Origin of the sequence: Flavobacterium sp. MMLR14_040 (assembly GCF_033657265.1) — a bacterium.
Lineage (GTDB): Bacteria > Bacteroidota > Bacteroidia > Flavobacteriales > Flavobacteriaceae > Flavobacterium.
The window spans coordinates 159,941-172,179 of record NZ_JAWVWO010000003.1 but is presented as its reverse complement, the minus strand read 5'-3'; the positions used below and the strand labels follow the sequence as shown (position 1 = coordinate 172,179).

Here is a 12,239-nt window from a genome sequence, read left to right as displayed (position 1 = left end):
TTGTACCTAGAAATTAAAGCCCATGTTGAAACAAATGATAGTAAGCTTCATTGGCATTAATTTTATCTTTGAAATCTCTAATTGTCGTTTTTTCGTCGATAACCAATAATTCGATTCCGGCAATATCAGCAAAATCTTCCATATATTCTGTTGTCAACGACTGACTGTAAACCGTGTGATGCGCTCCACCAGCCAAAATCCATGCTGTTGCTGCGATATCTAGGTTTGGTTTACAATCCCATAAAACTCTGGCAACCGGTAATTTTGGTAATTCTGCCATTGGTTTTATCGCCTCAACTTCGTTTACAATTAAACGGAAACGAGTTCCCATATCCACCAAAGAAACATTAATTGCATCTCCGGCTGGTGAATTAAACACCAAACGAGCAGGATCTTCTTTTCCGCCAATTCCTAAAGGATGTACTTCGCAAGAAGGTTTTCCGTCAGCAATAGACGGACAAATTTCCAACATATGTGATCCTAAAACATATGATTTTTGAGGTGTGAAATGATACGTGTAATCTTCCATGAAAGATGTTCCGCCTTCAAGACCCACGTTCATTACTTTTAAAGCACGAACCATTGCCGCTGTTTTCCAGTCTCCTTCTCCACCAAAACCGTAACCATCGGCCATTAATCTTTGTGTTGCAATTCCTGGTAATTGTTTCCAAACACCCAAATTTTCAAACGTATCTGTAAAAGCGCCAAAGCCTCCTTCTTCAAGGAAAGCTCTTAAACCTAATTCTATTTTTGCCGCTTCCGCTAATGAACTTCTTTGCGCTCCGCCTTCTTTTAAAGCATCTGTCAAAGTATATGATTGTTCGTAAACTGCTAATAAATCATTTAATTCTTTATCGGTAACTTTCTCAATATATTTCGTAACATCTGAAGAATCAAAACCATTTACCGACATTCCGAAACGAATTTGAGCTTCAACTTTGTCTCCTTCCGTAACCGCAACTTCACGCATATTATCTCCAATACGAGCTACTTTTAAGTTTTGAAGTTCATCCCAACCCAAAGCTACTCTTGTCCAAATCCCTAGTTTTTTCTGAACTCTTTCGTCTTCCCAATGTCCCACAACCACTTTACGCTTTTTGCGCATTCTTGACATGATAAAACCAAATTCACGATCTCCGTGAGCCGATTGATTCAGGTTCATGAAATCCATGTCGATAGTTCCCCACGGAATTTCAGCATTGTATTGTGTGTGCAAATGGCATAATGGTTTTTTCAAAATACTTAATCCGCCAATCCACATTTTTGCTGGTGAAAAAGTATGCATCCAGGCAATAATTCCAATACAGTTTTTAGCCGAATTTGCCGCTAAACAAACATCTAAAATTTGAGAAGGTGATTTTACCACATCTTTGTAAACCACCTTTACCGGAATACTAGATGTTGCATCTAATCCTTTTGCAATTATTTGCGAATGCTCCGCTACTTTTCTTAAAGTTTCTTCACCGTATAATTCCTGGCTTCCTACTACAAACCATACTTCTTTTTGAGAGATATCTATCATAATCTTTTGTTTATTTTGTTTCAAGTTTCAGGTTTCAAGTTTGTTGGAATCTGAAAATCTTGAATGGTTATTTTTTATTTTTGTTTTTGTTTGTTTCAAGTTTCAGGTTTCACGTTCCAACAACTTGAAACTTGAAACAAACAAAACCTGAAACAAAACTTTCTACTGTCCGTAATACGAATCTTTTCCGTGTTTGCGGTTGTAATGTTTCTTTATTAAGGAATCTTTTAATCTTGGTGCGTTTGGGTTTATTTGTAAAGTCAGATACGCCATTTCGGCTACGACTTCAAGAACCTTGCTGTTGTAAACTGCTTTTGCAGCATTTTTTCCCCAGGCAAACGGACCGTGGTTTCCAATTAAAACCATTTCTACTTCTTCGTACGAAAGATTTTTTTCTTTGAAACAATCCAAAATCTGAATTCCCGTATTGTGTTCGTAATTTCCTTCGATAAGTGCGTCTGCCATTGGCGGAGCACACGGAATATCAGCCGTTAAATGATCGGCATGTGTAGTTCCAAAAATTGGAATATCCTGTTGTGATTGCGCCCAGGCCACAGAATAGGTTGCATGCGTGTGTGCGACGCCACCAATGTTTGGCCAGTTTTTGTATAAATAGGCATGTGTTTTTGTGTCTGAAGATGGACGCATAGTTCCTTCAATAATGTTATTATCAAAATCGACAATTACAATATCTTCTGGTTTTAAATCCTCATAAGGAACTCCGCTTGGTTTGATGGCAAAAACACCATTTTTTCTGTCGACCGCACTTACATTCCCAAAAGTATATACTACCAAATTCAATGCATTTAACTGCATATTTGCTTCGTAGCATTCTTGTTTTAAATCTTTATAAAGAGAACTCATTTTGTGTAATTTTAATAGATGGATCTTCAAAAGCACTTAATTGATCGTAAGCAATCAGTAATTTATTATAAGCTGCTACTTTGTCTAATTGAGGGAAATATTCTCCGTCAAAATCGCTTCCTATTTTTTGACTTGCTTCAATTACGTTTGGATAAATTCCGGCTGCAACTGCTGCGTAAATTGCTGCTCCCAAAGCCGGAGTTTGATCTGAAGCTGCAATTTTAATTGGCTTGTTTAAAACATTTGCCAAAGTCTGCATGATAAAAGGTGATTTACGGGCAACACCACCAATTCCGATTACGCTGTCAATTTTCACTCCTTCTTCTTCAAAACGATCCACGATTTTCTTCGCTCCAAAACAAATTGCGTTTACTAAAGCTTTAAAAATATGTGGCGCTTTTGTTCCTAAAGATAAATTTGAAATTGCACTTTTTAATTCCTGATTGGCATCCGGAGTTCTTCTTCCGTTGATCCAGTCCAAAGCAATTGGAAGACTTTCAGAAACCGGAATTTTCTCTGCTTCTTTAGTCAATTCTACAATTAATTTATCACTGAATTCTTCTCTTAATTGTTCTTTTTGAGCGTCATTTAAAACGGTTGAAGCCGTTAATAAATGATCTGTTGGCCAAAGCAATAATTCTTTGTACCAGGCCAATAAGTCTCCAAAAGCAGATTGTCCCGCTTCTAAACCAATATAACCCGGAATCACAGATCCGTCAACCTGACCGCAGATTCCGCGAACAGTTTTTGTTCCTACTTCTTCTTTTGATCCAACTAAAATATCGCAGGTTGAAGTTCCCATAACGCGAACCAAAGTATTTTCTCCAATCTTAGCTCCAACCGCTCCAGAGTGTGCATCGAAAGTTCCAACAGCCACAATTGTTTCAGTTGAAAGTCCTAAACGGTCTGCCCATTCTTTGCTTAAATTTCCGGCAACTAAATCTGAAGTATAGGTTTCATCATATAAATTTCCGCGAAGGGTTGCCAAATATGGATGTAGTTTTTCTAAGAATTCAACCGGAGGCAAACCATTCCAGTCTTCGTGCCACATGGCTTTGTGCCCTGCGGCGCAACGGCTTCTTTTAAAGGTTTTTAAATCTTTATCTTCAATTAACAAATACGTCATTAAATCACAGTGTTCCATCCACGTGTGTGCTGCATTTCTAACCGCTTCATCTTCTCTTGCAATGTGCAGGATTTTTGCCCAAAACCATTCTGATGAATAAATTCCTCCAACATATTTGGTTACGTTTTCTCCGCCCCAGCTTACTGCTAATTCATTGATTTCATTTGCTTCGCTGATTGAAGTATGATCTTTCCAAAGAACCATCATCGCGTTTGGATTTTCCTCAAAACCTTTTGTCAAAGCAAGCGGAATTCCGTCTTTCGTAACCGGAACCGGTGATGATCCAGTCGTGTCAATACAAATTCCACGCACCAACGAAGGATCCACTTTGCTTTCTTTTATAACATTCTGAATCGTGCTTTCTAATCCTTCAATATGATCCAAAGGATGCTGACGAAACTGATTTATAGATGCGTCACAATATTGTTTGTTTTTCCATCTTTTATAATGAGAAACATTTGATGCTAACTCCTGCCCATTTTCAGTATCTATTAACATCGCTCGAACAGAATCTGTTCCGTAGTCCAATCCTATAACGTAATTTTTCATTCGAAATTGATTTTTAATAACGCAAATATAATTATAAATAATTCATAAGTGTATAAAAAACACTTAACAAAAATAAGCGCTTGATTTTTTTACAAATAATGCATCAAAACAGGCATTTAAGGTTAAAACAGAAAATAAACGTTACTTATACATTTATTCTGTTGCGATTACTTCATCTTAATTTTTAAAACAGTAACCGAGTACGCCGGAAAATCATATTGAACCTGACTCCCTTTCAACTTAAATTCACTTTCTTTTGGACTAATTTTCGTTGGAGCATCAAAAGAATTTTCATCATTTAGCCCATCTCCTTTTAAAATTATTGCTGTTCCTTTTGTATCTAATTTTGTTCCTTTTACATCAATTGAAACATTTTGAGCCGTCGCAGCAGTGTTTACAATTTTCAGAATTACTTCTTTAGAATTGACATCTTTTACTGCAGATGCAAACAAATCATTTTGTCCCGTTACCGCTTTTCCGTCTTTTGTAATATTGATTAAATCGGTTCCTTTATTGTTTGAAAATAATTTCTGGACATAATAATTTGGCGTTCCATACGATTGTAAATTGTTGAACCAAATCATATCCGGTGTCCATTGCCAGCCTTCAACGTGAGCCAGCAAAGGCGCATAAGAAGTTAGATGAACGACCTCAGCATTGCGTTCCATTCCGGTCATGAAAGCGGCTTCAGAGAAAGCACATTCCCAGTTGTTTTTATTATCCGGACTTGCAATGGCTACACTTTGAGCTGCATATTCTCCGGCAAAAATCTTTGGTCCTTTACGGTCGTAATTATCGTAACGTGTTACATTTTTTCTAAACCATTCAGGGTTTTTATAATAATGTTCATCAACAATTTCAGCATTCAGTTTTTTAAGTTCCTTCATGCCGTAATCAAAATAATCTCCATCAGGGAAAGGTCCTGTTCCAGATACGATTGTGATGTTTGGATATTTTGATTTGATGGCTTTTTGAAATACTTTGAAACGCTCGATATAATCTGGCCCCCATTGCTCATTTCCAACTCCAATAAATTTTAAATTAAATGGTTTTGGATGTCCCATATCAGCTCTCACTTTTCCCCAAGCTGTCGTTTGGTCGCCATTTGCAAATTCAATTAAATCTAAAGCATCCTGCACATAAGGATCGATTTGATCCATCGGAACCAATTCTCCTGTGTTGAACTGACAAGCCATTCCACAACTTAAAATTGGCAATGGAGAAGCTCCAATATCTTCTGAAAGCTGGAAATATTCATAAAAACCCAAACCAAAACTCTGGAAATAATCCGGCGCCAGTTTATGTGCAAATTCCGTATTCCAACGATTGATCATGGTTTCTCTTTCCTCAACATTTCCAATCGATTTTTTCCATTGATAACGCAGTGCCAATGTTTTACCTTCAACAATACAGCCTCCGGGAAAACGTAAAAATCCCGGTTTCAAATCGTATAATAATTGTACTAAATCAGCATGCATTCCATTTTTTCTGCCTTTCCAGGTATCTTCAGGAAAAAGAGAAATTACATCTAAATCAATAATTCCGGTTCCTTCAAAAGTGATTCTGATTTGCGCTTTTGCCTCTGTTGCGGTTGCGGTTAGTTGTGCGGTGTAATTTGTCCAGTCTTTTGAGGTTGGCGTAATCGAAGTTTCACCTAAAACCTTTTTATTTTTATCTATGAATTGAATTTTAATCTTCGAAATGTCTCCGGATATTTTTGAAGCTTTCAGAGACAAATTATAATGCAAATCTTTTTTGATTCCCATTCCCCTGAAACCTTCATTGATCAATTCATAACCGCTGGCATCTTTTACCGTAACTCTGCAGTAATTATGATTTGTTCCTTTTTTAGAATACTGAATAATATTTGCGATTCCGGATTGCTCATTTAGTTTGTGTCGGTCGCTGTTTGGTTCGCTCCATCCCATCATTGGAGTTTCGAATTCGAAAGATCTGTTTTTGATCATTTCAGCATACAAACCTCCATCGGCAGCAAAATTGATGTCTTCAAAAAACACTCCATACATGGTTGGCTGAATTTTGGTTACTGTTTTACCAGCATCAACCTGAAAATTATTTTTTTGTGCCGATGCATAAAAGCCGTTAAGCAATAAACCGCAAAGGGTAATTTTTGTAATTAAATTGTATTTCATTGTTATTCGTTTGTGTTTTTATGGCACGTGGATGACGCGGGTTAAAACGGATTTTTATTTTGTTTTTAACATCGACCTTAGTTTAAACACATAGAAACATAGTCTTTGGGCGCTAAAAAAAGGCATTTCATTTACTTAAAGAAACATAGCTATGTGTGCAAATCCAGATTTGTTTTTAACTCTTTTTTATCCATTTTAAAATCTATGTTTCTATGTGTTTAAATATTTTTTCTCGCAGATTTGGCAAATCGAGCAGATTATTTTAATGCTTTATCCTGATCGCTATCGCGAGTAGCAAAATCTTGATTCTTTCTTCTTGCCTCTATTTCTATGTTCTATACTCTATGTTCTATACTCTATTTCAAAACGGGCCATAAATCAGCATCCCAAATCATTTCTCTAACTATTAATTTTGGCGTTCCATTGGTTTTCTTTTCATAGCCGTGGTAAAAAATATAATCTTTACCATCGAACGTATAAGCACTGTTATGGCCTACGCCAAAGTAATTTTCGTCGCCCTGAACTACTAAACTGCCTCCGCCTTCATTTAATGGTTTTCCTTCTTTATCGATATAAGGTCCGGTCACATTTTTAGATCTTCCAACAACAACTTTGTAGGTACTTTTTTCTCCGCGACAGCATAAATCCCAGGAAAGAAATTGGTAATAATAGCCGTTTTTCTTAAAGATAAATGGAGCTTCCAAAGCGCCATCGCCGGGATCAGAATCTGGTAATTCAAAAGTTCTTTTGCGTTTTGAAATCGTGTGCCATTCCTGAGGCTGTGCAATCGATTTCAAATCCGGATTTAGTTTTACCATTTTTAATCCTTCCCAAAAAGAACCAAAGGATAACCAAGGCGTATTGTTTTCATCAAAAATTAAGTTGGGATCAATGGCATTCCACATATCACGGTTGGGCTGTGACTGAATCACAATTCCCTGATCAATCCATTTGTAATTTTTATCTTTTGGATCTAAGGTTATGTTGGTTGCAACGCCAATTGCCGATGTGTTTTTGGCAAAAGCCGAAACAGAATAATAGAGGTAATATTTATTGTTATGAAATGAAATATCCGGCGCCCAAATATGATTTTTAAAATCGGCGGCAACGCCATCTGCCCAAACTGGTTTTTCTGTAAAAACCGCTGCTTCTTTATTCCAGTTTTTTAAATCTTTCGAACTAAAAACACTAATTCCTTTTCCGGTACAGAATAAATAATAAGTATTTTTTTGTTTGATGACAACCGGATCGTGTACCACAATTTCCTGTGCCAAAGCAACTGACGCGGTAAGCATCATAATAATATAAAAAGTATAGATTATGTTTTTATGCATGTATTGTGTGTTTTTCACCATATAAGTGATGTAAGTAAATTTAAGTTTGGCTCTTTTTGGAACGTTTTAAATTCATATAAGTTATAAGTTTTTCTAAGCCCAGTTTTTACATGAACTTATATAACTTATATGGTGAAAATTTGTTCCTACTGAATTCCTTCAGATGTCATTACCACTCTTTTCATTGTTCCATCTTTGTTATAAAATAATTTATCAACGCAAACCGATCTTCTGAAACTTCCTCCATCTGGAATCCTTGCTCCGTTGTGATAAATAAAATACGATTGTCCTTTAAAATCAATTATTGATTGATGATTGGTGTTACTGTTTCCTGCAATTTCGTTTAGAATGCCTTTAAATTCCCATGGACCGGTAATGGACTTGCTCATCGCGTAGGCAATTTTCTCAGGAAATTCATATGCATAAGACAAATAATACCAGCCTTTGTGTTTGTGAATCCAGGGTGCTTCGGTAAAATGTGGTAAATCTATTGTTTGAATTGGCCCTTCTAATTCGAGCATGTTTTCTTTTAATTTAGCATAATGACAAACCGTGTTTCCCCAAATTAAATACGCCTGATTATTGTCATCAATATAAACCGTTGGGTCAATATCGTCCCAGCTTATTTTGGTATGAGTTGTCATATCATTTGTAATTAAAGCTTTTCCCAATGCATCTTTAAAAGGTCCGGTTGGGTTGTCTGAAACTGCAATTCCAATTGATTTTCCGGGAATTGTTCCGTGCGAAACGGTTACATACCAATAAAACTTTCCGTTTCTTTCGATCACCTGCGAAGCCCAGGCATCCCCTTTTGCCCAGGTAAAATCTGCTGCTTTTAACGGCACCGGATGCGATTCCCATTTTTTCATATCCGAAGAAGAATACACCACCCATTCGTTCATTTTATAAAAATGAAAATCATTTGGCGCTTCGTCATGACCGGCATATAAATATACTTTGTCTTTGTAAACCAATGCTGCAGGATCGCCAGTGTACTGATCTTTTATAATTGGATTATTAAATTTTGACGGATCAATTTGGCTTTGAACTGTTGGACAGAGTGCAAGCAAAATTAAAAGTGATACTATATTTTTCATTATTTATTTATATCGCGTTGTTTAATTTTAAATAAATATCATAGCAGTATCTAAAATGTTTTTTCAAGCAGATTAAGCCGATTTTTTTATTTAATTCTAACGAACTCTTTTTTTTAATAGTCCAGCGGGACGGAATATTTATAGAAATTCTATTTATTTTTGATAAGAACCCCAGCGGGGTGACATATTCGTCAATTAAAAAAAGTTAGATATCGCTCCGCTGGAGCTTTTATCAATGACAATAATAATTGGCTATAAACATTGCGCTCCTCTGGAGTTTTTCATACAAACCACTTTCTTGAAATCTGTATCTGTTATTTATTGTTGGAATTTTGTTATTCATTTCTAATTCACTTTTTTACCCCAAACCGATAATCCTGTTGTGGTTAACCCCGTATAACTTAGCGTTACTTTTCTGGTTGCCGATTCCCAATCCCAGGCATCAACTACATTACATTTTACTCCATTTATCGTCAGGATCTTTTTGGTGCCTTCATAGGACCATGTTCCTGTAACATCTCCGCTTACTTTTTTATCGGCAGTTAAATTAATTGTTATCGATTTTTGGATGGTTTTGTATTGATAATTCATTGTAATTTGTTCCCATGTTCCAATGATGTTTGCTTCGGCAAAAGTGGTTGTTGGCACTCCGGCATAACGTTCCGGTTCTACTACCGGCCAGCCATCTTCTGTCCATTGAATACCGCGAACATGACCCATCATTATAGCATTTGAAACATTAATTCCCGGAACTCCTTCGGGCAAACGGGCTTGCGAAGCGTAATACCATTGTTTGGTTGTTGGGTTTTGAAAAATTCCGCAATGCGCAAAACCAACCCAGCCCGTATGATTTTTAAAGGAATAGGGATGTGTCAACATCGGGAAACATTCTGCTCCGGTGGTAATACTCATTCCTGTATTGGTTAAATAAGGCCCTAAAATGTTTTTTGAACGTGCAACCCGCGTGTTGTATGCCACAGATAATTCATCATAAGCCAAAAACAAATAATAATATTGTGTGTCGGGATTATAGATAATTTCCGGCCCTTCGAGTGCCTGCCATCGGTTTGTATTTACATTTCCGCGTCCTGCAATTCGCACTCCGTAATCATCGATTGTTTGTAATTTATCCGGTTTTCCTGTGGTTGGATTTAATTTTAAAGCTGCAATTCCGGAGTGCCATGAACCGTAAATTAAATACTGGTCACCTTCGGGAGTTTCGATAAAACTTGGATCAATGGCATTGAATTTAAAATAAGCATCCCAATCATTTCCTCCGTTTCTAACGTAACTTTTTACACCATCGGGTTCAGAGCAAACGACCATTCCTTTATCTGTCCAATTATTTGAAGCCAAATCGTCAGTTTCAGCTAAGCCAATAAATGCACGCTCTGACCATGATGTATTAGTGTCTGTTCCCACAATTGGATTCGTTACAACAATGCTGTAGTACATTCTGAATTTGTTTCCTACTTTTCGAACGCACGGCGCCCAATATGCATAATTTGGATTTTCGATAGGAGGAAGGGCAGGCGACATTCTCGCTCTTTTGTTGTTTAGGGAATCTTTTACCCAAGCCGGAGCCTGCGTCATTGAAGACCCCATAAACTCCCAATTGATTAAATCTTTTGATCTTCTGTAGAAAAAATGTCCGTTGCCTTCATGCGCATTTCCGTAAGAAGCATCGGTTTGATACATATAATAATACTCCCCTGATTTTTCTACGGATGGATCATGTACGTTGGCTAAATTCCATTGTGTTCTGCTTCCCCAACTTGAAATTGAAGTATAATTATCTGCATAGGCAGGTCCCGGAAAAGCTGGTGTAACCACAGGTGGATCAACAACTACGGGCGGATCCGGATTTTCTGCAGCAGGATCATCATTAGAACAACTTACAACAACCGTTGCAAGCAAAAACAGTCCTAATTTGAGTGCTTTTTTTATAATAGAATTTGAATTTTTCATCTTTTTAGATTTTTATTTTCCTTCTAAAACAACAACTGAAAAAGGAGGAATTGTGATTTCTAATTTTCCTTTTTTGTTTTCGAAACCTTTAAAAACTGTTGGTATAATTTTATTCGGCGTATCAAATGAATTGTAATCCTGAAGTTTTCCGGATGTTAAAACGGTTCCTGTAAAGTTTTTAACCCCAAGATCTTTTAAGTCAATTTCGACTTTGTTTTTATTTTTTGCATCTACATTTACTAATGAAATATGAATTGCTCCATTTTTATCTTTTGAAACTGATGCCGAAATCGCAGGAATTGTTTCGCCATTAAAAGTATAATTTGGAGAATTAAAATTGATCGGCAGCAATTTAGCATCCTGATGAACGCTGTACATTTTCATAACATGATAGGTTGGCGTTGTAATCATTTTGGCTTTGTCTGTCAGGATTACTGCTTGCAAAACATTTACACATTGCGCTAAGTTTGCCATACGAACTCTATCTGCATGATTGTTGAAAATATTTAAAGTTGATCCGGCTAAAACGGCATCTCTCATTGTATTTTGTTGGTATAAAAATCCAGGATTTGTACCTTTTTCAACGTCATACCAGCCTCCCCATTCGTCAACCATCATGGCTACTTTTTTTTCAGGATCATATTTATCCATAATAGCAGAATGTTTTGAAACCAATTCTTCCATTTTTAAAGCTGATTTCATGGTTTTAAAATAACCTTCTTCGGTAAAATTAACGGCCTCTCCTTTTTTACCCCAATCGATTACAGCATAATGATGTACGCCTACTCCGCCCAACATATTTAGCGGAATATTTTTCATTAAAACTTCTGTCCAATTATAATCAGCACTGTTTGATCCTGAAGCGATACGGGTAATTCCGCCCGTATTTTCCCAATCAGACATGAATGTGGCAAACTTGCGGTATTCTCCGGCGTAATATTCTGCTGTCATATTTCCTCCACAACCCCAGGCTTCATTTCCAATTCCCCAGAATTTAACTTTCCATGGCTCGGTTCTTCCGTTCTTTTTACGCAAATCACTCATAGGGCTTTTACCGCTAAAATTGGCGTATTGAACCCAATCAGATAATTCCTGAACGGTTCCGCTTCCTACGTTTCCTGATAAATAAGGTTCTGCACCAAGCACTTCACACAAATTAAGGAAATCGTGTGTTCCAAAACTGTTGTCTTCTGTAACACCGCCCCACCATTGGTTTACGATTGTTGGTCGTTGTTCTTTTGGTCCAATGCCATCTTTCCAGTGATAAGTATCTGCAAAACAACCTCCTGGCCATCTTAAATTCGGGATTTTTAAATCTTTTAGAGCAGCAATAATATCATTTCTTACACCCTTCGTGTTTGGTATTTTTGAAGTATCCCCAACAAAAAATCCTCCGTAAATACAGCGTCCTAAATGTTCAGCAAAATGTCCGTAAATGTTTTTATTGATGGTTGGGGCATCTGCATTATTTTTTACGGTTACTACGGTAATTCCGCCTTGAGCGAAACTAAACTGGCTACAAATACTAATAAGGAATGTGATTAAAAATACTTTTTTCATGTGTGGATAATTATTTGTTTATAAGATGATAAAGAGGAAAGGTCGTGAATCTTCCCTCTCAAATTA

Annotated in this window: 8 protein-coding genes; all 8 read right to left on the bottom strand. The window is 36.8% G+C overall.

What is annotated here, in order from left to right; translation table 11 throughout:
- Positions 1 to 13 precede the first annotated feature (13 nt).
- The 8 genes from araA to SD960_RS05905 all read right to left on the bottom strand — a co-directional run bounded on the left by araA (position 14) and on the right by SD960_RS05905 (position 12,173).
- Positions 14 to 1,522 carry an L-arabinose isomerase gene (araA, locus tag SD960_RS05940; RefSeq protein ID WP_318801436.1) on the bottom strand — a complete coding sequence of 503 codons (1,509 nt, stop codon included), beginning with the start codon at positions 1,520 to 1,522 and terminating at the stop codon, positions 14 to 16.
- 162 nt (positions 1,523 to 1,684) lie between these two features.
- Complete coding sequence (locus tag SD960_RS05935) at positions 1,685 to 2,386, bottom strand: L-ribulose-5-phosphate 4-epimerase (RefSeq protein ID WP_042564807.1); 702 nt, start codon at positions 2,384 to 2,386, stop codon at positions 1,685 to 1,687.
- The gene (locus SD960_RS05930; protein WP_318801434.1) at positions 2,370 to 4,061 is read right to left on the bottom strand and encodes a ribulokinase; all 1,692 of its coding nucleotides are present in this window, start codon (positions 4,059 to 4,061) and stop codon (positions 2,370 to 2,372) included. The genes SD960_RS05935 and SD960_RS05930 overlap by 17 nt, the downstream gene beginning before the upstream one ends.
- Positions 4,062 to 4,228: 167 nt before the next feature.
- Positions 4,229 to 6,214, bottom strand: coding sequence for an alpha-L-arabinofuranosidase C-terminal domain-containing protein (locus tag SD960_RS05925; RefSeq protein ID WP_318801433.1), 1,986 nt, complete (start codon positions 6,212 to 6,214; stop codon positions 4,229 to 4,231).
- A 356-nt stretch (positions 6,215 to 6,570) separates the two neighbouring features.
- Positions 6,571 to 7,548: an arabinan endo-1,5-alpha-L-arabinosidase gene (locus tag SD960_RS05920; protein ID WP_318801431.1), complete on the bottom strand. Its 978-nt coding sequence runs from the start codon at positions 7,546 to 7,548 to the stop codon at positions 6,571 to 6,573.
- A 146-nt stretch (positions 7,549 to 7,694) separates the two neighbouring features.
- Positions 7,695 to 8,645 (bottom strand): glycoside hydrolase family 43 protein, encoded by a 951-nt coding sequence (locus SD960_RS05915; protein ID WP_318801430.1) that lies wholly within the window; start codon positions 8,643 to 8,645, stop codon positions 7,695 to 7,697.
- 345 nt (positions 8,646 to 8,990) lie between these two features.
- Positions 8,991 to 10,613, bottom strand: a complete 1,623-nt coding sequence (locus SD960_RS05910) for an arabinan endo-1,5-alpha-L-arabinosidase (protein ID WP_318801429.1) — start codon at positions 10,611 to 10,613, stop codon at positions 8,991 to 8,993.
- A gap of 12 nt (positions 10,614 to 10,625) precedes the next feature.
- Entirely contained in the window at positions 10,626 to 12,173 is a 1,548-nt protein-coding gene (locus SD960_RS05905; protein ID WP_318801428.1) for an alpha-N-arabinofuranosidase, read from the bottom strand.
- Between the last annotated feature and the right edge of the window lie 66 nt (positions 12,174 to 12,239).

Excerpts from the sequence above, each read along its gene's own strand:
- araA (WP_318801436.1), bottom strand. The coding sequence starts at position 1,522 with ATGATAGATATCTCTCAAAAAGAAGTATGGTTTGTAGTAGGAAGCCAG.
- SD960_RS05935 (WP_042564807.1), bottom strand. The coding sequence starts at position 2,386 with ATGAGTTCTCTTTATAAAGATTTAAAACAAGAATGCTACGAAGCAAAT.
- SD960_RS05930 (WP_318801434.1), bottom strand. The coding sequence starts at position 4,061 with ATGAAAAATTACGTTATAGGATTGGACTACGGAACAGATTCTGTTCGA.
- SD960_RS05925 (WP_318801433.1), bottom strand. The coding sequence starts at position 6,214 with ATGAAATACAATTTAATTACAAAAATTACCCTTTGCGGTTTATTGCTT.
- SD960_RS05920 (WP_318801431.1), bottom strand. The coding sequence starts at position 7,548 with ATGCATAAAAACATAATCTATACTTTTTATATTATTATGATGCTTACC.
- SD960_RS05915 (WP_318801430.1), bottom strand. The coding sequence starts at position 8,645 with ATGAAAAATATAGTATCACTTTTAATTTTGCTTGCACTCTGTCCAACA.
- SD960_RS05910 (WP_318801429.1), bottom strand. The coding sequence starts at position 10,613 with ATGAAAAATTCAAATTCTATTATAAAAAAAGCACTCAAATTAGGACTG.
- SD960_RS05905 (WP_318801428.1), bottom strand. The coding sequence starts at position 12,173 with ATGAAAAAAGTATTTTTAATCACATTCCTTATTAGTATTTGTAGCCAG.